The sequence below is a fragment of the Odoribacter sp. N54.MGS-14 genome, from assembly GCF_000980295.1.
GTDB lineage: Bacteria > Bacteroidota > Bacteroidia > Bacteroidales > Marinifilaceae > Odoribacter > Odoribacter splanchnicus.
Map to the genome: position 1 here is coordinate 1 of NZ_LARL01000037.1, position 21,208 is coordinate 21,208.

At 45.9% G+C, this 21,208-nt stretch carries 20 protein-coding genes and 1 pseudogene; 7 read left to right on the plus strand and 14 right to left on the minus strand.

Annotated elements, in window-relative coordinates:
- Positions 1–119 precede the first annotated feature (119 nt).
- A complete protein-coding gene (locus tag WS42_RS08700) occupies positions 120–1,052 on the minus strand; it encodes a DMT family transporter (RefSeq protein ID WP_046404964.1) in 933 nt (310 codons plus the stop codon).
- A gap of 195 nt (positions 1,053–1,247) precedes the next feature.
- Here WS42_RS08700 and miaB point away from each other — a divergent pair, with 195 nt between their 5' ends.
- Together miaB and WS42_RS08710 are read left to right on the plus strand one after the other, a co-directional pair.
- On the plus strand, positions 1,248–2,579 hold the full coding sequence (gene miaB / locus WS42_RS08705; protein ID WP_013611402.1) for a tRNA (N6-isopentenyl adenosine(37)-C2)-methylthiotransferase MiaB: 1,332 nt from the start codon (positions 1,248–1,250) through the stop codon (positions 2,577–2,579).
- 8 nt (positions 2,580–2,587) lie between these two features.
- A complete protein-coding gene (locus tag WS42_RS08710; RefSeq protein ID WP_013611403.1) occupies positions 2,588–3,142 on the plus strand; it encodes an RNA methyltransferase in 555 nt (184 codons plus the stop codon).
- A 114-nt stretch (positions 3,143–3,256) separates the two neighbouring features.
- On the opposite strand, the gene folP is transcribed toward WS42_RS08710, so the two are convergent.
- Positions 3,257–4,039, minus strand: a complete 783-nt coding sequence (gene folP, locus WS42_RS08715; RefSeq protein ID WP_229057703.1) for a dihydropteroate synthase — start codon at positions 4,037–4,039, stop codon at positions 3,257–3,259.
- 256 nt (positions 4,040–4,295) lie between these two features.
- On the opposite strand from folP, the gene WS42_RS08720 reads away from it, so the two are divergent.
- From WS42_RS08720 to tpiA, 3 genes are read left to right on the plus strand one after another with little or no spacing between them, the layout of a single operon-like run.
- Positions 4,296–4,847, plus strand: coding sequence for a DUF1599 domain-containing protein (locus WS42_RS08720; protein ID WP_013611405.1), 552 nt, complete (start codon positions 4,296–4,298; stop codon positions 4,845–4,847).
- 13 nt (positions 4,848–4,860) lie between these two features.
- Positions 4,861–6,108, plus strand: a complete 1,248-nt coding sequence (locus WS42_RS08725; protein ID WP_013611406.1) for a BT_3928 family protein — start codon at positions 4,861–4,863, stop codon at positions 6,106–6,108.
- Between the two features lie 55 nt (positions 6,109–6,163).
- Positions 6,164–6,931 carry a triose-phosphate isomerase gene (gene tpiA / locus WS42_RS08730; RefSeq protein ID WP_046404958.1) on the plus strand — a complete coding sequence of 256 codons (768 nt, stop codon included), beginning with the start codon at positions 6,164–6,166 and terminating at the stop codon, positions 6,929–6,931.
- 161 nt (positions 6,932–7,092) lie between these two features.
- Here the strand turns inward: tpiA and WS42_RS08735 are convergent, their stop codons facing one another.
- The 7 genes from WS42_RS08735 to porT form a co-directional block, all read right to left on the minus strand.
- A complete protein-coding gene (locus tag WS42_RS08735) occupies positions 7,093–9,003 on the minus strand; it encodes a dipeptidyl-peptidase 3 family protein (RefSeq protein WP_046404957.1) in 1,911 nt (636 codons plus the stop codon).
- Between the two features lie 19 nt (positions 9,004–9,022).
- Positions 9,023–9,751 carry a hypothetical protein gene (locus WS42_RS08740; protein ID WP_022160363.1) on the minus strand — a complete coding sequence of 243 codons (729 nt, stop codon included), beginning with the start codon at positions 9,749–9,751 and terminating at the stop codon, positions 9,023–9,025.
- A gap of 19 nt (positions 9,752–9,770) precedes the next feature.
- Positions 9,771–10,442: a TrmH family RNA methyltransferase gene (locus tag WS42_RS08745; protein ID WP_013611410.1), complete on the minus strand. Its 672-nt coding sequence runs from the start codon at positions 10,440–10,442 to the stop codon at positions 9,771–9,773.
- A 17-nt stretch (positions 10,443–10,459) separates the two neighbouring features.
- Positions 10,460–11,014: an NUDIX hydrolase gene (locus WS42_RS08750; RefSeq protein ID WP_046404760.1), complete on the minus strand. Its 555-nt coding sequence runs from the start codon at positions 11,012–11,014 to the stop codon at positions 10,460–10,462.
- Between the two features lie 66 nt (positions 11,015–11,080).
- Complete coding sequence (locus WS42_RS08755) at positions 11,081–11,350, minus strand: HU family DNA-binding protein (protein ID WP_013611412.1); 270 nt, start codon at positions 11,348–11,350, stop codon at positions 11,081–11,083.
- Positions 11,351–11,477: 127 nt separating this feature from the next.
- Complete coding sequence (locus WS42_RS08760; protein ID WP_046450987.1) at positions 11,478–13,019, minus strand: NAD(P)/FAD-dependent oxidoreductase; 1,542 nt, start codon at positions 13,017–13,019, stop codon at positions 11,478–11,480.
- Between the two features lie 27 nt (positions 13,020–13,046).
- Entirely contained in the window at positions 13,047–13,769 is a 723-nt protein-coding gene (gene porT, locus WS42_RS08765) for a type IX secretion/gliding motility protein PorT/SprT (protein WP_046404954.1), read from the minus strand.
- Positions 13,770–13,880: 111 nt separating this feature from the next.
- Between porT and WS42_RS08770 the strand changes: the two genes are divergently transcribed.
- Positions 13,881–14,636, plus strand: coding sequence for an SDR family NAD(P)-dependent oxidoreductase (locus tag WS42_RS08770; RefSeq protein WP_022160367.1), 756 nt, complete (start codon positions 13,881–13,883; stop codon positions 14,634–14,636).
- 23 nt (positions 14,637–14,659) lie between these two features.
- Here the strand turns inward: WS42_RS08770 and WS42_RS15800 are convergent.
- The 5 genes and pseudogenes from WS42_RS15800 to WS42_RS08800 all read right to left on the minus strand — a co-directional run bounded on the left by WS42_RS15800 (position 14,660) and on the right by WS42_RS08800 (position 20,074).
- Positions 14,660–16,383, minus strand: a pseudogene (locus tag WS42_RS15800) (DNA polymerase III subunit gamma/tau).
- 231 nt (positions 16,384–16,614) lie between these two features.
- Positions 16,615–17,676, minus strand: coding sequence for an alpha/beta hydrolase (locus tag WS42_RS08785; RefSeq protein ID WP_046404949.1), 1,062 nt, complete (start codon positions 17,674–17,676; stop codon positions 16,615–16,617).
- A 118-nt stretch (positions 17,677–17,794) separates the two neighbouring features.
- Entirely contained in the window at positions 17,795–18,424 is a 630-nt protein-coding gene (locus WS42_RS08790; RefSeq protein ID WP_046450990.1) for a DapH/DapD/GlmU-related protein, read from the minus strand.
- A gap of 15 nt (positions 18,425–18,439) precedes the next feature.
- Entirely contained in the window at positions 18,440–18,979 is a 540-nt protein-coding gene (locus WS42_RS08795; protein WP_022160371.1) for a flavodoxin family protein, read from the minus strand.
- A gap of 33 nt (positions 18,980–19,012) precedes the next feature.
- Positions 19,013–20,074: a DUF362 domain-containing protein gene (locus tag WS42_RS08800; RefSeq protein WP_202189821.1), complete on the minus strand. Its 1,062-nt coding sequence runs from the start codon at positions 20,072–20,074 to the stop codon at positions 19,013–19,015.
- A 227-nt stretch (positions 20,075–20,301) separates the two neighbouring features.
- Here WS42_RS08800 and WS42_RS08805 point away from each other — a divergent pair, with 227 nt between their 5' ends.
- Positions 20,302–21,207, plus strand: a complete 906-nt coding sequence (locus WS42_RS08805) for a helix-turn-helix domain-containing protein (protein WP_022160373.1) — start codon at positions 20,302–20,304, stop codon at positions 21,205–21,207.
- Position 21,208 lies beyond the last annotated feature (1 nt).

Here is a 21,208-nt window from a genome sequence, read left to right on the forward strand (position 1 = left end):
CCCTGAGGAACAATCCGTTTGCGTTTCTATTTATTAATCTCAGAAAAGCCCATTTAGAAGGAATATTTTTCTTTCTTTTAATCGATATCGTCCTGAAACTTCTACTGTGTTATCAGAAATCATTTTTTTCTTTTGATGGGGAGTCTGGGAAATAATTTCCTGAAACGCACCAGATAAATGGTAACATTTCCTCCTGCAATAATCAGAGTGACTGCGAGAATAATCATCAACATACCGCAACTCAACCGCAACGTCAATGATTCACCGAAAACGACCACACCGAAGAAAACGGCGGTCAGAGGCTCTAAAGCTCCCAGGATAGCTGTTGGGGTGGAGCCGATATATTGTATGGCCTGGGTAGTGCAAAGAAATGAAACCGCCGTTGGAAAAATAGCTAAAGCGACCAGATTTCCCCACAAATACCAGGTATCGGCCACATGAAGACTCTGTCCGAAATCGACCCGGACCAAAAATAAGCCCAAACCAAAGAGTAAAACGTAAAAAGTCAACGGAAGTGTCGCTAAATTCTTCAGGGTCGACTGGTTCACTCCTACAATATAAATGGCATAGGAAAGGGCAGAAACCATCACCAAAATAATTCCTGTCAGGCTAAGCGTGCTACCGTCACCGCTTTTATATAGCAGTCCGATCCCCCCCAAGGCCAGTAAAATACATAATACTGTCGGTAAGGTCAATTTTTCTTTAAATGCGCCCCACATAATCAATGCCACCAGAATAGGATAGACAAACAACAAAGTAGAGGCAATACCCACATCCATATAGTTATAACTTTGAAACAAAGCCAGCGAAGAAAGGGCAACCAGTAATCCCATAATAATCAAGGGTAACACCTCTTTACGTTTCAGCTTAAAACTTCTCCCTCTCGCCACGATCATCATCCCCAACACAGGTATGGCAAAAAGATAACGGAAAAAAAGTACCGAATCCGGATTCATTCCTGCCTTATACAACGGCAAGGCAAACAACGGATTCATCCCATAAGTGGCCGCAGCAACAGCGCCTAAAATATATCCCTTGGCTTTTACGTTCATAAAATTGAATTTTAACGCCAAAAATAATTCATTTTTAGTTATCTGATCAGCAACAGGCAAAATTTATCGGTAAGCTTTAGTCATTCAGCCATAAAATTTATGAATCAGACAGCTCTTCCATTTGAAAATATTACTTTTGCGGTAGATTAAAAACAATAGGACGATCTATTCGGAGAGAAAGAAACAACAAAAATTATGGTAAAAAAATTTTATATAGAAACCTATGGTTGCCAGATGAATGTGGCTGATAGCGAAGTTGTAGCAGCCATTCTGACCGCCGCCGGCTTCGAACATACAACCGATAAGAACGAAGCGGATGTCATTCTGGTGAATACTTGTTCTGTACGGGAAAATGCCGAACAAAGGGTAAGAGGCCGGGTACAGGGATTCTCGGAAATCCGGAAACGCAACCCTCACCTCCTGGTAGGCGTGATGGGTTGTATGGCCGAACGCCTGGGGGCGAAACTCTTCGAAGAAGAGAAAAATGTCAATATCGTCGTCGGTCCCGATGCTTATATGGACCTGCCTCTATTGATCGAACAGGCAGCACAAGGCAAAAAAGCCATCAATATCGAACTTTCTACCACCGAGACTTATAAAGACATTTGCCCCTCGCGCATAGACGAGACGGCGATTTCGGGCTTCGTATCTATCATGCGGGGATGTAACAATTTTTGTACGTACTGTATTGTCCCGTATACCCGTGGACGGGAACGCAGCCGGAGTCCGCACAGTATCGTCGGCGAGGTGATCGATTTGCAACGCCGGGGATACAAAGAAGTCACTTTATTGGGACAAAACGTCAATTCCTATCTTTATAAAGACGAACAAACGAGGGTCGACTTTCCGGCTCTTCTGGAATTAGTAGCCCGTACGGTCCCGGATATGCGGATTCGTTTCGCCACCTCACATCCCAAAGACATGAGCGATAAAACTCTGGAAACGATCGCCCGTTGGCCCAATATCTGCAAAGCCATTCACCTGCCGGTACAATCGGGAAGTAATTCTGTCCTGAAAGATATGAACCGCAAATATACACGGGAATGGTATCTCGACCGGATCGCTGCCATTCGCCGCATCGTCCCCGATTGCGGCATCTCGACAGATGTATTTGTGGGCTTCCATAACGAAAGCGAAGAAGATTACCGGCAAACACTGGAATTGATGCGGGAAGTGGGGTTCGATCTGGCATATATGTTCAAATATTCGGAACGCCCCGGTACCCAAGCTTCCAAAAGCCTCCCGGATAACATCGACGAAACCACGAAAGGCAGGCGTCTGCAGGAATTGATCGACCTGCAAACCGGATGGTCGCTGGAAAGTAACCGCCGCGATATCGGTAAAACTTTCGAAGTATTGGTAGAAGGCGTATCTAAAAAGAGCTCCGACGAGATGTTCGGACGGAGTAGTCAGAATAAAGTAATCGTTTTTCCGGCTAAAAATATTCCGATCGGTTCTTTGATTCAGGTTAAAATCAAGGATTGTACTTCCGCCACACTCATCGGAGAAATTGCCAACACACAATAAGAGACGCCATGACGAACTTTCGAAAATTACAAAACGAAGAATTGAACCGGATCAGTACCGAAGCCTTCAAAAAAGCTCCCAAGCTCCCGGTGGTCATCCTATTGGATCATGTCCGCAGTCAGAATAATGTAGGTTCGGTCTTCCGAACCTCCGACGCTTTCCGCATCGAAAAAATCTTTCTCTGCGGTATCACCTCCACTCCGGAAAACAGGGAAGTGCATAAAACTGCCCTGGGAGCCGAAGATGCGGTCGATTGGGAATATGTCAAAGATACCACAGAAGCGGTCGATCGGTTGAAAAAGGAAGGTTATCGGATTTTTGCCATCGAACAAGCCGAAAATACCACTTCGCTGGAAAACTTTTCTCTGTCACCCGGTCAGAAATATGCGCTGATCTTCGGGAATGAGGTCAAGGGAGTGCAACAAGAGGTAATCGATCTGTCCGACGGTTGTATAGAGATTCCCCAATTCGGGACGAAACACTCTTTCAATATCTCGGTGACTGTCGGGATCGTCCTTTGGCAAATCATCGCTCCTCTTCTGGGAACCCTGAAAACCGATTAAAAGCCCCAAAGGCTGACCGGCGAAGTTACACACTTCGGTCCTGAACCCGAACTTTAACTCCGCCGGTCTTCCGATCGGTTTCTGCAAGGAAAGCCAGTTACCAAAAATGGGGCATTACATTTCTCCGGACAATGCCTTGAAGATCTTTACCGCTTCACAAGCTTCTCCGACATCGTGCACCCTTAAAATATTCGCTCCTTTCAGTAAAGAGACCGTATTCAACACAGCGGTACCGTTCAATGCTTCTGCCGGTGAATTACCCAGCAATTTGTAAATCATCGATTTTCTGGAAATTCCGACCAACAGGGGATAACCGAGGTCCTGAAAATGCTCCAACCCATTCATCAGCTCATAGTTGTGTGCCAAAGTCTTACCGAAACCGAAGCCGGGATCCAGAATAATATTATCAAAACCTTCGGCATTCAGGCAAGCGATCCGATCTGTCAGAAATTTCCTTACTTCTTTTACGATATTTTCATAATGAGGATTTTTCTGCATCGTCTGTGGAGTCCCCTGGATATGCATCATGATGTAAGGCACACCGGTCCGGGCCACATAATCAAACATCCCCTCATCCATCGTTCCTCCCGAAATATCGTTCACGATAACAGGTCCCTGAGCAGCGACGATTTCTTCGGCTACTTTTGCCCGGAAAGTATCGATCGAAACGATCGCCTCCGGATAATGTTTCCGAATCAGTTCCACCGCCTGCAACAAACGTCTGATTTCTTCCCGATCGTCTACATAATCGGCTCCGGGACGGGTAGAATAAGCCCCGACATCGATCATGTCCGCCCCTTCATCCATAATCTGATGAATGCGTTCGACAATTTTTACCTCACTCAGGTATCTTCCACCATCATAAAAAGAGTCTGGAGTTACATTCAGTATCCCCATCACTGCCGGAACAGTAAAATCCAATTCCTGATTTCCTAACTTTATTGTTTTCAATGCTTTCAATTTATTATAGTTCTTTTTTCTTTTCCATCTTTCTTTCTAATCCTCAATCTTTCACCTCAATCTTTTTTACTTCTCAAATCTATTCATTAATTTTACACGTTCAAAATAATAACAAATTTATCGTACCGTTTTTATTTTGTCTGTAAAGTCTATAAACCCGATTTTATCGGTACGTTTTTAATTATTTAACACTATGCCTGAAACAGCTCAAGAATACGATATAGTGATCGGAACATGCAGCGATATCTTTACCAAAAAGATGCACGACTATGGAATGGCCTGGAGAATTTTACGGCCGACATCGATCACCGACCAAATATTTATTAAAGCCAACCGGATCCGGAGTATCGAAGAAAAAGGGGTCTGCAAAATCAACGAAGGGATTGTCCCTGAATTTATCGGTATCGTCAATTACTCCATCATGGGGCTGATTCAGCTGGAATTAGGACCGGGAGAAGATATCCCGACCGATCAGCAACGGATTTCCCAATTATATGAAAACTATTTTCAAAAAGCCAAAGCCCTGATGCTGGATAAAAATCACGATTACGGTGAAGCGTGGCGAAGTATGCGGACCAGTTCTTATACCGACCTGATCCTGATGAAAATCAACCGTACGAAACAGATCGAAGATAATCAGGGCAACACCTTAATTTCGGAAGGCATCGACGCAAACTATTACGATATGATCAATTATGCCGTATTCGCTTTGATCCGGCTGACTGTAGAAAATGTCAATCTATAATAAACACAACCATATGAAATTATTGAGAAATATCTGCCGTATTTTAGTCGGTATTGTATTTATTTATTCTGGTTTTGTAAAAGGAGTGGACCCGCTCGGTTCAGACTACAAGTTCACCGATTATTTCAATGCTTTCGGCATGAGTTGGATGGGATTCAGTACCCTGTTTTTCTCCTTCTTGCTCTCTATGGCAGAATTTCTTATCGGTATCTGTCTGTTCCTGAATATCAAGATAAAAACAGCTGCCTGGGGAGCCATTTTGTTTATGGGATTTTTTACTCCTCTCACCCTGATCCTGGCTATCAAGAATCCGGTCACAGACTGCGGATGTTTCGGGGATGCCCTGATCTTAACCAATTGGGAAACTTTCTGGAAAAATATCATTCTGCTGGCGATGACATTAGTTATCTTTTACACAAGAGATAAGTATAAACCGATTTTCAACTTTCTGGAACAAACTGTGGTTTTAGTGGGGACGGTTATTTTCATGTTCTGTGTACAATGGTACTCCTTCCGTCACCTGCCTATCGTGGATTTCCGTCCCTATGCTATCGGTAAAAATATCTCCGAGGGTATGGCCATCCCCGACGGAGCTCCGCATGACGAATATGCGATTACGCTCAAATACAAAAACAAACAGACAGGAGAAGTAAAAGACTTTACAGAAGAAAACTATCCCTGGCAAGATACCGTAAACTGGGAATATGTCAGCTCGGATCAGAAACTGATCAAAGAAGGATATAAAGCTCCGATTCATGATTTCGTCATCGAACATCCGGAATTGGGAGACATCACCCAGGAAGTATTAGAAGATAATGGATATACCTTTTTGGTTATCGCTTACAACATCAATAAAACCGATCCTGAAAATCAGGAAAAATTGAACCGACTGGCAGCATATGCCAAAGATAAAGGTTACCGGTTTTATGGTTTGAGTGCTTCTGCCGCCGATGATATCCGGAAATATACCGAAGCTCATCAGGTAAATTATGATTATTGTTCAACCGATGAAATACAGTTGAAAACGATCGTACGCTCGAACCCCGGCTTGATCCTTTTACGTCAGGGGACTATCCTCGACAAATGGGGCCACCGGGATCTGCCGGAAGTGGAGGAATTACAGAACAAAGACTTAGCTTCCTATTGCCTGCAAGAACAACAGGCTATCACAGACAGATATCTGATCTACAGCCTGATTATGCTCTATATCGCCTGTATATTTCTCTATATAATCCGGAAATATAAAAGGATGATAAAATAAAGAAAGAAATCAAACTGACAATCAAAGAATATAAAGCAATTAAAAACAACGAATCATGAGAAAAAAAATTGTTGCCGGTAACTGGAAAATGAACAAAACCCTGCAGGAAGGGATTGAACTGGCTAAAGAGGTAAACAGCAAAGTAAAAGCTGCTAATGCAAAGGATGTGAAGGTCATCATCGGTACCCCTTTCATTCATCTGGCCGAAGTAAGTAAAATGGTAGATCCTGCAGTCATTGCCGTATCTGCCCAAAACTGTGCAACAGAAGTTTCCGGAGCATATACCGGCGAAGTATCCGCAGCTATGGTGGCCTCAACAGGAAGCCGGTATGTCATTCTCGGTCACTCTGAAAGAAGAAGCTACTATGGAGAAACCGATGAAATCCTGGTCAAGAAGGTACAACGTGCTCTGGAAAATAACCTGGATGTAATCTTCTGTGTAGGAGAAGTTTTAGCCGAGAGAGAAACCGGCAAACATTTCGAAGTAGTGAAATCTCAATTGGTGAACGGTTTATTCAACCTCTCAGCCGATCAGTTTGCACACATCGTCGTAGCTTACGAACCGGTGTGGGCTATCGGTACCGGCAAAACAGCCACCTCTGCACAAGCTGAGGAAATGCATGCCTTTATCCGTAAAACCATCGCCGACAAATATGGTAAAGAAGTAGCCGACAACACATCGATCTTATACGGCGGAAGCTGCAACCCCAAAAATGCCGACGAACTATTCTCTCAGGCAGACGTCGACGGTGGCCTTATCGGCGGAGCTTCCCTGAAAGCCGACGACTTTATGGCTATCATTACGGCACGGCAGAAGCATTAAAAAAGCTAAAGGCAAGGAAGCTAAAGGCTAAAGGCGAAGAAGCATTAAAAAAGCTAAAGGCAAGGAAGCTAAAGGCTAAAGGCGAAGAAGCATTAAAAGCTATAGACAAAAGGTAAGAAAACCCAAAGCCTATAGCTTTTTTGCTTTTAGCCTATAGCCTTTTACCTTTTTTCCCCATACCCCATCATCTGTCCCAGAAAGTCGTCGGGATAAGTGATTCCGACATCGATAATTTTTCCATCTTGTTCGACGAGGCGATATTCAGGGTTGATAAAACCGGCATATGGAGCCACTCCCAAAGCTTCGTAACGGGTCAACACTTCACGGTGTAACCGACGGTCGACGTTTACTCCGTAGGTCTCGATCAATTTCCGGGCTCCCTCGAAATCTCCTTCCGATTTGATCCGCTGTACTTCTCCCAGCAATTGCCCGAAAAGTACTCTTAAAGCATCGAAATCACGAATGATAAAATAGGTCTTACCTGCCCTTTGCACTTTCTCTATTACATTCGCTTCTTTCCCCTGTTCATAAGCCCAGGCGGCTATCGTCTGGCGGTTACGCATGTGGGATTCCTCAAGCCGGTCTCCGAATTTAATGCGGGTGAGTTGTACCAGTAAACCGTTCCGGATATAGCTGTTGTATTCCGCTTTAGCCACTTCCAACGAAGGGATAATTCCCAGTTCGACCAATTTGGGATCCATGATATAATAGAGGGCGAACAAATCCGCCCGGGCTTCTTCTATCGTAGAATAATAATTACGCAATGCTTCGGTAGTCACACCCGGCAACATTTTTCCCGACCCATGACCCAGACATTCGTGAAGATCGGTATGTACATTACTCCCGATAGTTCCCCATTCACGAGCCAAACGAATTTCTTCGTCCGAACCGGCAAACTCGTCGATCATCCCAGAAGATTTAGCTGCCATATCATAGGCATAAGTGATATTGTCCAAAGTCACCGATTTACTTCCGTAGCGTTCGCGGATCCATTCGGCATTGGGCAAATTGATCCCTATCGGAGTAGCCGGATGACAATCTCCGCCAAGCATAGCCACCTGCATAACACGAGCAGTGATGCCTTTCACTTCTTGTTTCTTAAATTCTTCGCGAATAGGGGCATGCTGTTCGAACCACAGTGCCTCTCCGGCCAGTTTACGGGTGCGTTCTCCGGCTTCCTGATCGACGATCTCCACCACCGATTCCCAACTGGCCTTATAGGCCAGAGGATCCCCATATACCTCTATAAACCCGTTGATAAAATCGACCGGGGCCTGATCCTCTTTCAACCATTCGATCGAATACCGGTCAAAAAGTTTTAAATCTCCCGTTTTATAGTAATCGATCAATAACCGAATTACTTTCTGCTGCTGTTCGTTATAAGCATAGGGTATCGCTTTTTCAAGCCATGCTACGACCCGGGCCAATTCCTGACCGTACTTTCCTCCTATTTTCCAGACTGCTTCCCGGATTACCCCTTCCTCTTTGACCAGGGTCGAATTCAATCCCCGGGATACCGGACAGGAATCCTCTTCACCGGAAGTGCGGTAAAATTCTTCGACTTCCCGCTGGGTTACATTCATATAATAATTATTAGCCGAAGCCCGGATCAAATCTTTCCCTTCGTCCAAAACCACCCGCTTGGCCATATAACCGGAGTCGAACATAACTCGTTCCAATTCGGGAAACACCTCCGGAATACCGATCGACGCCAACAATTCCTGAAAATAAGTCTTAGAAAAACCAGGGATAAACTTATCCATAGAATAGTGATGATGGATGCCATTGGCAAAGAACACCTTCTTCGTATAAATCAGAAAACGCTCGAACTCATCGGTATTCCGATCCCCGGGATATTCCCGGACAATCCGTTCCAGAATCTTCCGGATACGCAAATTATACCGGTTATTCTGATCCCATAGTATATCCCGGCCTGCCAAAGCAGCCTGACTCAGGTAATAGACAAAGATCTTTTCCCGTAATGGAAGTTGCCCGAAAGCCGGTACCTGATACCGGAGAATTTTTATATCGTCGAATTGTTCTGTTAAAAAATTAAATTTATCTTCTTCCATCTGTCTTGTATATGTTGAATTAATTGGTCAGATTCTCTTCATACCACCACTCTTCCTTTTTTAAAACCAGAGCATCACAGGAAGCATCGGGCCCATAAAACATAAAATAGCCTTCATATTTCGGATCTGTAGGAGCAAGATGATCGAAAAGGATACGTTTTCCGTTTTTATCTTGTTTCAAAAGCATACTCGCATCCAGCGCATATTCAAAGGTCAGAGAAGCACTTCTGCTCTCTCCTTTTCTCAAAAGAGGATGATTATAAGTGACCGTTCCGTCGGGATGGAAACAGGCCACCCATACCGCTTTCCGGTTGGTATTCCGGGTTTTCGACCATCCCAGCAAAAGTACATACCCCTGCTTCTGATGTTCGAAAGGGACAAAATCATAAAACAACCAAGCCATCCGATCTCCGGGCAACGCTTTGATCAGGTAACTCCGCTCCGGATTTTTAAAGCGGAATAAATTATAAAAGGCCTGCCCTTCGCGCAGAGGTACGGCCCAGGAAAACAACTCGATCCCTGCATCGTCCGATCTCTTATACCCCAAATATTTCACAGGCTTTTCAGTCCGATAACTACCGAAAGCCGAAGACCGTATAAAATATTCGATCTCGCCGGCATATTCCAAGCGTACCGAATCTTCGGTCGCCGTCTTGATTTTTTCCAAGCGGATAGCAACACTATCCATTTGTGCCCGCACCGGCCCTCCGGCCCCCAATAGTACCCCCAGAATCCAAAACCATTTCATACCCCGAAGTTTTCTGTTCCTATTCTTCATTGAATCTTTCCAGAATTTCGCCGGAAGCTTTGATGGCATTTTTATACCATTTGAATAAGATTTCATCCTTCGCCCGATCGGATAAATGCCAGTCGATACCGCTCCCGCGCAAACGACGGGTAACACTGTACATCGTAATAGCCGCACAAACACTCACGTTCAGACTTTCGGTAAACCCATACATCGGTATTTTTACAAATTCGTCTGCCTGTCCGATAACCAAATCGGACAAACCGGTTAATTCTGTCCCGAAGAAAAAAGCCATTTTCCCTTTTTCCAAATCGATATCGTCGACAAAAATATCGTTGGCATGGGGAGTCGTAGCCAGGATACGATAACCTTCGGCCCTCAACTGATCGATCGTAGCCTGGGTATTGTTTTCCAGTTCTTTATGCCGGTGAATAGACAGCCAATCCCGCGCACCCTGCGAAACTGTGGAAGTCATATCGTATGAATTCCGGTTTTCGATCAGGTGGACATGTTGTATCCCATAACAATCGGCCGAGCGCATCACCGCACTTTGATTATGTGATTGAAATAAATCTTCTAACACAACCGTTACATAATCGGTCCGCTCCTGTATCAACCGATCGAACAGAGCATTTTTTTCATCGACAACAAAATCCCGTAAATATTCTACTTGTTCTTTGATGGATTTCATAATAAACACAACAAGATTCAACGATTCTCAGCAAAATACTTCCAAAGGGGAGCTGCGTGAGTCGCCTGTATGATTTCATTTTTCAGTAAGAGAGTTCTCACTTGTTCCGGCCTTAATACTTCCACCACAATGTCTTCGGTCGGTTCGAGATGCCTCTCCATCACCTTCTCCACTCCGGTAGCCAAGAAACAATAAGTCAGGTTATTATGCGTTCCGGGATTCGCACTTATGATCATGTAGCTCTGCCATTCTCCGTTTCCGAAACCGGTTTCTTCGAGTAATTCCCGTTTGGCTGCTTCTAAAGGACTGGCATCTGTAGGATCTACAACCCCGGCACACAATTCATAATCAACCCGTCCGATTCCGTGCCGGTATTGTCTTTCCATGATCATCCCCCCTTCTTTAGTAAGAGCGATCACACAAATCCAGGCCGGATATTCCAATACATAATAAGCAGGAATGACATTACCGTTCGGCAATTGCACTTCATCCCGGCGGGCTGTAAACCAGGGTTCTCTGGCGATATACTCCGAACGGAGTACCTTCCAATTCTCTATTTTCTGTTTTTCCATATACAATCCCATACAAAAGAAGGGGTGCTTTTTCGAAACACCCCTTCTTTTATCTTAATTTCCTGATCAGAATTTTTCTGCCAATTCAGCGCCTGCTTTGAATTTAACAACTTTCTTAGCCGGAATAGTAATCGTTTTGCCAGTCTGTGGGTTTCTACCGCTTCTAGCACTTCTTTCAGATACAGAAAAAGAACCGAATCCGATCAATGCCACTTTATCACCACCTTTCAGTGCTTCACCAACTGTTTCTACGAAAGCTTCCAGAGCTTTTTTAGAATCTGCTTTTGTTAAACCTGCCTTTTCAGCAATAGCGTCGATTAATTGAGCTTTATTCATAATATTAATTTTTAGGGTTAGAATTTTAAACCTCTCTCTAAAGGCAAATGTAGCGATTTTATTGAGGATGTCAATACTTTTCAAAAAAAAAATCCATTTTTTTCAAAAAAAATAACAGGCTTTCTGCTCAGAAGATATTTTCGGCACATTTTTCGCCATCCATGGCTGCCGAAATGATTCCTCCGGCGTATCCAGCCCCCTCACCACAAGGATATAACCCTCGTATCTCGGGGTGCATCAGCTGCTCATTGCGCGGAATTCTCAACGGAGAAGAGGTACGGGTTTCTACCCCCAGCAAAAGTGCCCGTTCGGATACGAATCCTTTGGCCCGTTGTCCGAAATATTGCAGTCCGGCCGCCAAACGCCGATAAACGATCCGGGGCAACCATTCACTGATAGCAGAAGTATATACTCCCGGTTTATAAGACGTCGCCGGCAAAGTGCTACTGTCCTTTCCGGCCAGGAAGTCGGTCAACCGCTGAGCAGGAGCGAAAAGCCCACCGCCCCCTTCCTCCCATGCCTGTCGTTCCAAGGCTTCCTGAAATACCATGCCGGCAAATAATCCCCGGTAATTCATACTTTCCAATTCGGCCGGGCCGATAGCTGTCACCATAGCTGAATTTGCCCAGGGGGTATTCCGGTAAGAGGAGGACATTCCATTGACGACCTGTTGGTTCGGCCCCGTTGCCGCAGGTACGATTACCCCACCCGGACACATACAAAAAGAATATACTCCCCGTCCGTCTATATTGGTGACAAAATTATATTCAGCAGCAGGTAACCATTTGCCTCTCCCTTCCGGGGTGTGGTATTGGATGCGATCGATCTCCTGCTGGGGATGTTCTAAACGCAATCCGACGGCAAAATCTTTCGGCTCCATCCGTACCGCCTGCCTTTGCAACATCCGATAAATATCCCGGGCCGAATGGCCGGTAGCTAATATGACATGACGGCTCGCAATTTCCTGTCCTCCGGCAATCACTCCCTGTATACTGTTTTCACGGATTATCAGACCGGTCACCCGGCAACCGAAACGAATTTCTCCTCCCTGTTTTTGAATAGTTTTACGGATATTGACAATCACTCCGGGTAATTTGTCGGTTCCGACATGCGGATGGGCTTCGACCAGAATAGCAGGATTGGCTCCATGATAAACCAAAATTTCCATAGCCCGGCGTACATCTCCCCTTTTCTTCGAACGGGTATAGAGTTTTCCATCGGAAAAAGTCCCGGCTCCTCCTTCCCCGAAACCGAAATTAGAATCCTCATCTACCATCCCGGTCTTATATAAACCATTCAGATCCTTTTTCCGGTCTTCGACAGCCTTTCCCCTTTCCAGTACCAAAGGACGGAAACCACGTTCGATCAAACGCAAAGCTGCGAATAAACCGGCAGGCCCTGCACCGACCACGACCACCGTTTCTCTGTCGGACACATCCCGGTAAGCCGGAACGAAAACCTTTTCTTTCTCCTCGATACGGTCGATATGAAGTCCGGCGACCAGGTTGAACATCACTTCTTTTTGCCGGGCATCGATCGACTTACGGACAATATCTACCCGGCAGATCCGTTCTGCACCGACTCCTGCAACCCGGGCAGCGATTTGCCGCAATGTTTCCTCCACACCTGCCTGTTCTGGCTTTATTCTGATCTGAATTTCTGTATACATATCCCTGATAAATAAGAATGCTGAATATCATTCAAAATTAAAACAAATCGTGAAAATCCGGGCACGTAGTTTACTTAAAGATTGTGTATAATCCTCATATCCCGGATTTTTGGGATCAGGCCGATGTACCAATACATCCGTCAATCCCAACGAAAAACGCAACTCTATTCCAAATTTGAAATAAGGCAGGTAAAAATCCGAACCAGCTCCCATTTCCAGAAAAACATCCCCTCTACGGGTTCGGAAATAAACCGACTTGTCCGGATCGATCTTATCGTGTTTTTGAAAATCGAATTTATAACTGCTTCCTGCAGTAATAAAGGGACGGAAATTATTAATCCGCTTGGCCTTGTATTTCAACATCAACGGCAAAGAGACATAAACCGACTCATTATAAGCATATTGTTTGTTATTTTCAACCTCCGGCACCTGCGTATACACCAGCGAACGGGTAGCGAATTCCAGTCCCGGCAAAAATCTCAGCCCCCAATCATCACCTAATCTCAGTTCAGAAACAATACCCACCAGAAATCCGACATCCAGTTTGCCCGATTCCGCCCTCCATCCATTGGCTCCCGACAAGACGGCTTTATAGTCCATATAATTGATCCCGAGGCTAAAACCGAAATGCAATACGGTCCGGTCACCCCGCTGATAATTCAACAGACTGGTATTCCGCATTATTTTCTGGGCCTGCACACAACAGGATAAGGATAGGAATAGGATTATATAGAACGCTTTATTCAACATACGGAACGAAAGTAGTTATTTTGATTCTTTTCAACAAATCTTGTCCGATTTTAAAGCTAAAAATTGTAAGTTTGTGAATCATTCGGATAATCATTTTACAATACGATAAAGATGAATAAAATAGCATTAATCACCGGAGCTACCTCCGGTATCGGCCAGGCAACAGCTTTAAAAGCTGCGGAAGCCGGATTCGATGTAATCATTACAGGCCGGAGAAACGACCGTCTACAAGAACTGGCTGAAAGTATCCGCCAGAAAGGAGCCGATGTACTCCCCTTAGCCTTCGATATCCGTCAGTCCGGAGAAGTCGAGACAGCCATTCGAAATCTCGGGGGGAAATGGAGGGATATCTCTGTATTGGTCAATAATGCCGGTTTGGCAGTGGGAGTCGCTCCCATCCAGGAGGGTGTCCTCGACGATTGGGAAAGAATGATCGATACCAATGTAAAGGGCCTGTTATACATCACCCGTGCTGTAGCCCCCCTGATGATCGCCCGGAATACGGGTCATATCGTGAATCTGGCCTCCATCGCCGGAAAAGAAGTATATCCCGGAGGAAACGTGTATTGTGCAACCAAACATGCTGTGGATGCCTTGTCCAGGGCTATGCGGACAGATATGCTGAAACATCATATTAAAGTAACCAATATCGCCCCGGGAATGGTAGAAACCGAATTTTCCATCGTGCGCTACAAAGGAGATAAAGAGGCTGCCGACAAAGTATATCAGGGCATGACTCCGTTGACCAACGAGGATATTGCCGAGACCATCATTTTCGCTATCACCCGTCCGGCCCACGTCTGCCTGAACGACATCGTCATCATGCCTACCGCCCAAGCCAACTCCAGAGACGTAGATAGAAAGTAAAAGGTTAAGCCTTTTACTTTTTTTTAATCGAGCTCCAACCCGAATATCGATTTCAGGTCTGCAACGACGGGATTGAGTTCTATAAAATGCTGGAATTTTTCTCCGGCAGTGAATAATTTTTTTTCTTCTGTCGAATTCTGATCGTCGAATAACTTAAATGACAAGGTGATAAAGCCATTGTTCAACAATTTCATCAGTACATTCCGGAGATGCATTTTTAAAGCTTCGAGCTTATCTTGTTGCAACTGGTTATCTACTGCTAAAACAATATTTTCACCGTCGATCTCCGGCCGATGGGTCTTGAGAGCTATGGCAACCGTCGGTTCAGGACGATGATCTTGTATATAACGCTCCAGGGCAGCCACGACCTTCCCTTCGTCGATCACATCACGGGCTTCTACTTTGAATTGTTGCACCTCTGTTTTCTGCACTTTGACGACAGGCTGGGTTTGGCTGATTTGCCTCAGGGAATCCTTTATTTTAAAAGAAGCATCGGGGCGGTGACGGTCATTTTCAGCAAAATGCCTGACCGGTTTAGGAGTAGCGACAGCCTGTCCCCCTTCTGAAGCATTAGCTGCCGTCTGAAATTTACCCGCAAAACCTTCTATTTTCAGGAGAAAACCGACCTCAGAAGCCCTCAGATTTTTTTTTTTAGCTCATTGATCTGGCAGAGTTTGATCAATGCCAATTCGATGCACAGCCGCTTTTCCATGCGTACTTTGTATTGCATTTCACATTGTTCAACGATCTTCAAAGCTTCGTATAGAAAATCTACCTGACAATCCGCCGCCTGTTTGGCATAGCGTGCTTTTATTCCCGCACTGACCTCCAGTAATTGGACGGTTGCCGGATCTTTAGAAACCAATACATCCCTGAAATGCTTTCCTAAGCCGGCAATCAGATTTCCGCCATCGAATCCTTTTCCGATGATCTCGTTGAAAAGTAAAAAGGCTTCCCCCACTTTTCCGGCATTGAACAAATCGGTCAAACGGAAATAATAATCGTAATCGAGCACGTTCAGATTTTCGATGACCTTTTCGTAAGTCAGGTTTTTGCCACAAAAACTGACCACCTGATCGAAAATAGAGAGCGCATCACGCATAGCTCCGTCGGCTTTCTGAGCGATCACGTCCAAAGCGGCTTCCTCGGCTGTAATCCCCTCCTTTGCCGAAATATACTTCAGATGCTCGACAGTATCTCCCACTTTCATCCGATTAAAATCATAGATCTGACAACGGGACAATATCGTGGGTAATATTTTATGTTTTTCTGTGGTAGCTAAAATAAAAATAGCATGTGCAGGCGGCTCTTCCAATGTCTTCAGGAAAGCATTGAAAGCCGAAGTACTGAGCATATGCACTTCGTCGATGATGTATACGCTGTATTTCCCTACCTGAGGCAAAATCCTCACCTGCTCCACCAATCCGCGGATATCGTCCACGCTGTTATTGGAAGCGGCATCCAATTCGTGAATATTCAACGAACGCCCGGCATTGAAAGCCTTACAGGATTCGCATTCGTTACAAGGCTCTGCATTGGGCTGCAGATTCAGGCAATTGATCGTTTTCGCAAAAATACGGGCACAAGTCGTCTTACCGACCCCTCTGGGACCGGTAAACAGATAGGCCTGAGCCAACTGATGGTTCACAATGGCATTCCGCAAAGTGGAAGTAATAGCCAACTGCCCCACCACCGTATCGAAACTCGCAGGCCTGTATTTTCGCGCCGAAACAATAAAATTTTCCATAAACAATCAACAATATACCCAAATAACGGATTCACTCCGTCCAGGCTGTAAAAATAGTAAGCTTTCGGCGTATTCGCAAATTCTCCACCCATTTTTGTGGATTTTCTCACCGGAAAGAATACCTGCCGCCATCATCGGGGCAGCAGGTGTTTTCAATTTCATCACAATAAAAGGCTGCACCTCGGTATAATCATCCGGGTAAGCCCGGTGCTTCTGCTCCCGGTTTGTAATTCATTTTAAGTATTCATCGAAAAATTTCTCCAGTTTGTCGAACGGAATAATGTCCGTCCGGTCATACAAATCCGTATGCACGGCTCCGGGAATAATCATCAGTTCCTTGTTGTCACCCTTCAGCTTCCTGAAGGCATCCTCGCTAAAATAACGGGAGTGGGCTTTTTCGCCATGAATGAGTAGCACGGCACTGCGGATTTCATCGGCATACGCAAGTATAGGAGCATTGACAAAAGCCAGTGAGGAGGTCTTGTTCCATCCCAGGCCGGAGTTGATGGAACGGGGATGATAGCCTCGTTCGGTCTTGTAATAGTCATAATAATCTTTCATGAACTGTGGTGCGTCGCCGGCAGGCTTAGGATTCATCACGGTGCGGGGATAAGTGCCGGTGCGATAATCTTCCGTACGCTGGGCATTGAACTCCTGACGCATTTTATAACGGGCGTCCGCATTGTCGGCAGCATCGAAATAACCGTTCGCCGTACAGCGGCTGATATCGTACATGGTGGAGGCCACGGTTGCCTTGATACGCGTATCGTTGGCTGCCGCATTGATGGCAAAACCTCCCCAGCCACAGATGCCGATGATGCCGATACGCCCGGCATCCACATCCGGACGCGTCGCCAGGTAATCCACCGCTGCCGAAAAGTCTTCGGTATTGATGTCCGGCGAAGCCACACTGCGAGGTTGTCCGCCACTCTCACCTGTAAACGAGGGGTCGAAAGCAATCGTGAGGAAACCCCGTTCGGCAAGTGTCTGAGCATACAGCCCCGACGATTGTTCCTTCACGGCACCGAACGGACCGCTGACAGCGATAGCCGGCAGTTTTCCCCCGGCGGTCGTTTTCGGTACATACAAGTCGGCAGCGAGCGTGATGCCGTAACGGTTGACAAAGGTTACTTTGCTGTGGTTCACCTTATCGCTCTTCGGGAACGTTTTGTCCCATTCCTGGGTCAGTTTCAATTCTTCCATATTCCTGTTACTTTGAGTGTCCTGTGCCGGGCTTTCCGTCAAACCGGAGAGGCAGAGGAAAGCGGCCGTTAAAAAAGTTATCCGTTTCATAACCGATGTGATTTTAATGATTACTGTTTCTTGTTTTCTTTTCACATCGCAAAGTTACAGCGCCCAGCAAAGAGGCCCGGTAGATGGATTACAGATTGTATAACCCCAATTACAGAGATTATCCCATACTTCTTTTATCCACCGTTCCCGTTTCAGACGGACAAGGATAATCAGGCTTTTCGTTCCTGTCAATGTCACGGATATACCTTGCCGGTACGCCTCCTGCAACCGTATTGGCCGCCACATCTTTCGTCACCACCGATCCGGCGGCGATAATGGCATTGTCACCCACGGTCACCCCCCGCAGAATGGTAGAGTTGGAACCGACCCACACGTTTTTGCCTAACCGGATAGGAGCCGGATACATCACCCCACGGTCTTCGGAAGCCCTACCATGATCGAGTGTGGCAAAAACCACCTGGTGGCCGATGAGACAACCGTCGCCCAATGTCACACCGCCGTGATCCTGGAAATGGCAACAGGCGTTGATAAAGACATGGCGCCCGATAGTGATATTCCTGCCGAAGTCGGTGTAGAACGGAGGAAACATCTTGAACGTTTCATCCACAGGCTTACCGAGCAAGCGCGACATTAACGCGCGCAACTCCTCCTGTGAATGGTAAGTATTGTTTATCTCGCAGGTGATGCGCCGGGCTTCGTCGCTCATTTCATCCATCAGCCGATAGATTTCCGGTGTACCGAGCACACCGCCGGCCTCGATATGATTCAGAAAATCGTCCAGTGTCATAATCCGTTCCTTTCCCTATACCAGTCTGCCCATTTCGTATGCCTCCTGCAATTTCGGGCTTCCCTTAATTTCTCCCGCATGCCATACGCCGCCGCAAAACAGCGTTCCCTTTACCGTCGGGTTCTCCAGGCAATCGAGAAATCCCATGAAATTGGCAACGATACGGTCCATAATCGTTTCATCCTCTTCGGCAGCCGTGGCAATGAAATAGAACTCCTTATTCTTCATTTCGGTATAAGGTCCGCAGCAACGGTCTATCATCATTTTCATCTGGGCACTCATGGCATAAAAATAGACCGGTGTTCCCATCACGATGACATCTGCCGCAAGCATCTTTTCAATCACCTCAGCCACATCGTCTTTCTGCGGACAGGGCTTCTTATACCGGCTGCATACGCTGCACCCCGTGCAAGGATGTATATTCTTGTCGCGCAGGAAAATTTTCTCTACCTGGTTTCCACTCTCAATGGCTCCGCGCATAAATTCATCGCAAAGCGTGTCCGAATTGCCGCCACGACGGGGACTGGACGATAAAATCAGAATATTCTTCGACATGGTTTATCTATTTATATGTTTTTTCAAATACATTTACTCCTTGACAAACGGTTTCAGACCCTCGACAGCTTCCGCGGCGGTAATGCGCTTGCCGCCATTATCCAGGTCGATGAGGATGTAACGGTCATTGCCCATTCCCAGTTCCTTCATGTATGACAACTGGCGTAACCCGTGACGGCTTTCGATGCGTTCCACCAAATCATGGTGTTCGGCTTCGGTCATGGCATATACCAAATCCACGCATGCCTGGTCCAAAGCCAGCATATCGGTAGAAGAAAGGATACCGACATTCGGGGTCACGACAGGAGCGGCATTCACCCCCTCGCAATCGCACGATACCGACATGTTGCGCATCACATTGACATACGTGATTTGCTTGCCGAAGTAATCGATGACAGCCTTTGTGGATTCGGTCATGCGTTCCATGAATTCCTCTTCACGGATATCCCATTGGTTATCCTGTCCCGGTGTGGTGTGAATCCAGGCCTTTCCGATCCGCCCGTCCGCACAGCCGATACCGATGTTCTTGTTGCTTCCGCCGAAACCACCTTGTGTATGTCCTTTGAAATGGGTAAGCACCACCAGGGAGTTGTAGTCGGTAGTATGGCTGCCTACTGACATTTTTCCAAACCATTTACCACCGTGAACAGGTAATGTCAGGGTATCTTCTTCATCCAGAATATCTACAGGGCAGAATGTCCAGCCGTTCACTTTCAATGTCCGCCGATGTTGTTCGGTGGTATAACGGTCGCCCTCGTAATAGGTATTGGTTTCCACGATGTTGGCATCAGACAAATCTTTCCGGAACAGGGCTTTAACCCATTCCCGCGGGATAATGTTCGGTCCGTTCTGCTCCCCGGTATGCAGCTTCACACCGGTATGTCCCTTGATGTTCGCACTTACCTGTTCATACGCTTCGATAAGTCCTTCAGCACTAAGGTTACGCGTGAAATAAACGATGGACTCGTTGCCGGTACGCTCTTCGTAAGGCACATACTTATTACCGTTTTTTCCGGGAACCGGATCGGACTGTGCTACGGCAGTCGTTCCCATAACGAACAAACTTGCAATCATAATAGTCGATATTCGTTTCATTGTCATTTGATTTTATTGATTCAGAGTTTCAGATTCCTGATACAAAGTTAAGCGTATACCTGAAAATACAGTGTAGATGAATTACAGATATGATAACCCAAATTACATAATTTCCGAAAAAACGGCATAAATCTGTAGCCAGGGTTATATTATCTGTAATCGGGGTTATGGGATTATCCGTATCATCCTCTAATTTTGTATAGTGAAAAAATTAAGACATAGAGAATATGGATAAGATACTCCATTTGGACCATGTAGATCAGTACAACCGTTTATACGGTCTTGAAACCCTGCATCCGTTGGTCAGTGTGATCAATCTCAATGAAGCGACCCGTGCGGTGGGCACCATACGTTTTAATTACGGAGTGTATGCCTTGTTCTTAAAACTGGAAAAGGCATGCGACATCAAGTACGGCCGCCAGAAATACGATTACGAAGAAGGGACCATCGTCTGTTTCGCTCCCGGACAAACAGCAGAGACGACGCCGACAGTCGGGCATATACAAACCGATGCCTATGGCATCATCTTCCATCCCGACCTGCTTCGCGGCACGTCATTGAATAAAACGATAAAGAACTACACCTTTTTCTCGTATGAAGTCAACGAAGCATTGCACGTATCCGGGGAGGAACAGACCATCATTTTGGATTGTCTGAAAATCATACGGAAAGAACTGGAGCATGATATAGACAAACATAGTAAAACACTGATTGCTACCTATATCGAATTACTGCTCGGTTACTGCATGCGTTTTTACGAACGGCAGTTTATCACGCGCAGCAAAAGCAACCGGGATGTGCTGACCCGTTTCGAGCAATTGCTGGACGAGTATTTCGAAGGATCCGCCGCCGAGCGGGACGGACTCCCTTCGGTGAAACACTTCGCCGACAAATTGTATCTCTCATCCAATTATTTCGGAGACATGCTGAAAAAAGAAACCGGAAAGACTCCGCAGGAATATATTCAGGAGAAAATAATCGAAGTGGCAAAGGACCGTATATCCGGTACCCAGGATACGGTAAGCCAGATAGCTTATTCCCTGGGATTCCAATATCCGCAGCACCTGTGCCGCCTGTTTAAGAAACGGGCCGGATGCACACCGAATGAATACCGGGCAAAGATGATTGGCTGAA

Bases quoted from the DNA above. Each gene is read 5' to 3' on its own strand.
- tpiA (WP_046404958.1), top strand. From the start codon at position 6,164: ATGAGAAAAAAAATTGTTGCCGGTAACTGGAAAATGAACAAAACCCTG.
- WS42_RS08795 (WP_022160371.1), bottom strand. From the start codon at position 18,979: ATGTCGAAGAATATTCTGATTTTATCGTCCAGTCCCCGTCGTGGCGGC.
- WS42_RS08770 (WP_022160367.1), top strand. From the start codon at position 13,881: ATGAATAAAATAGCATTAATCACCGGAGCTACCTCCGGTATCGGCCAG.
- WS42_RS08750 (WP_046404760.1), bottom strand. From the start codon at position 11,014: ATGGAAAAACAGAAAATAGAGAATTGGAAGGTACTCCGTTCGGAGTAT.
- WS42_RS08785 (WP_046404949.1), bottom strand. From the start codon at position 17,676: ATGAAACGGATAACTTTTTTAACGGCCGCTTTCCTCTGCCTCTCCGGT.
- WS42_RS08700 (WP_046404964.1), bottom strand. From the start codon at position 1,052: ATGAACGTAAAAGCCAAGGGATATATTTTAGGCGCTGTTGCTGCGGCC.
- miaB (WP_013611402.1), top strand. From the start codon at position 1,248: ATGGTAAAAAAATTTTATATAGAAACCTATGGTTGCCAGATGAATGTG.
- WS42_RS08740 (WP_022160363.1), bottom strand. From the start codon at position 9,751: ATGAAATGGTTTTGGATTCTGGGGGTACTATTGGGGGCCGGAGGGCCG.
- WS42_RS08725 (WP_013611406.1), top strand. From the start codon at position 4,861: ATGAAATTATTGAGAAATATCTGCCGTATTTTAGTCGGTATTGTATTT.
- porT (WP_046404954.1), bottom strand. From the start codon at position 13,769: ATGTTGAATAAAGCGTTCTATATAATCCTATTCCTATCCTTATCCTGT.
- WS42_RS08800 (WP_202189821.1), bottom strand. From the start codon at position 20,074: ATGAAACGAATATCGACTATTATGATTGCAAGTTTGTTCGTTATGGGA.
- WS42_RS08710 (WP_013611403.1), top strand. From the start codon at position 2,588: ATGACGAACTTTCGAAAATTACAAAACGAAGAATTGAACCGGATCAGT.
- WS42_RS08760 (WP_046450987.1), bottom strand. From the start codon at position 13,019: ATGTATACAGAAATTCAGATCAGAATAAAGCCAGAACAGGCAGGTGTG.
- WS42_RS08790 (WP_046450990.1), bottom strand. From the start codon at position 18,424: ATGACACTGGACGATTTTCTGAATCATATCGAGGCCGGCGGTGTGCTC.
- WS42_RS08720 (WP_013611405.1), top strand. From the start codon at position 4,296: ATGCCTGAAACAGCTCAAGAATACGATATAGTGATCGGAACATGCAGC.
- WS42_RS08805 (WP_022160373.1), top strand. From the start codon at position 20,302: ATGGATAAGATACTCCATTTGGACCATGTAGATCAGTACAACCGTTTA.
- WS42_RS08755 (WP_013611412.1), bottom strand. From the start codon at position 11,350: ATGAATAAAGCTCAATTAATCGACGCTATTGCTGAAAAGGCAGGTTTA.
- WS42_RS08745 (WP_013611410.1), bottom strand. From the start codon at position 10,442: ATGAAATCCATCAAAGAACAAGTAGAATATTTACGGGATTTTGTTGTC.
- WS42_RS08735 (WP_046404957.1), bottom strand. From the start codon at position 9,003: ATGGAAGAAGATAAATTTAATTTTTTAACAGAACAATTCGACGATATA.
- folP (WP_229057703.1), bottom strand. From the start codon at position 4,039: ATGGGGATACTGAATGTAACTCCAGACTCTTTTTATGATGGTGGAAGA.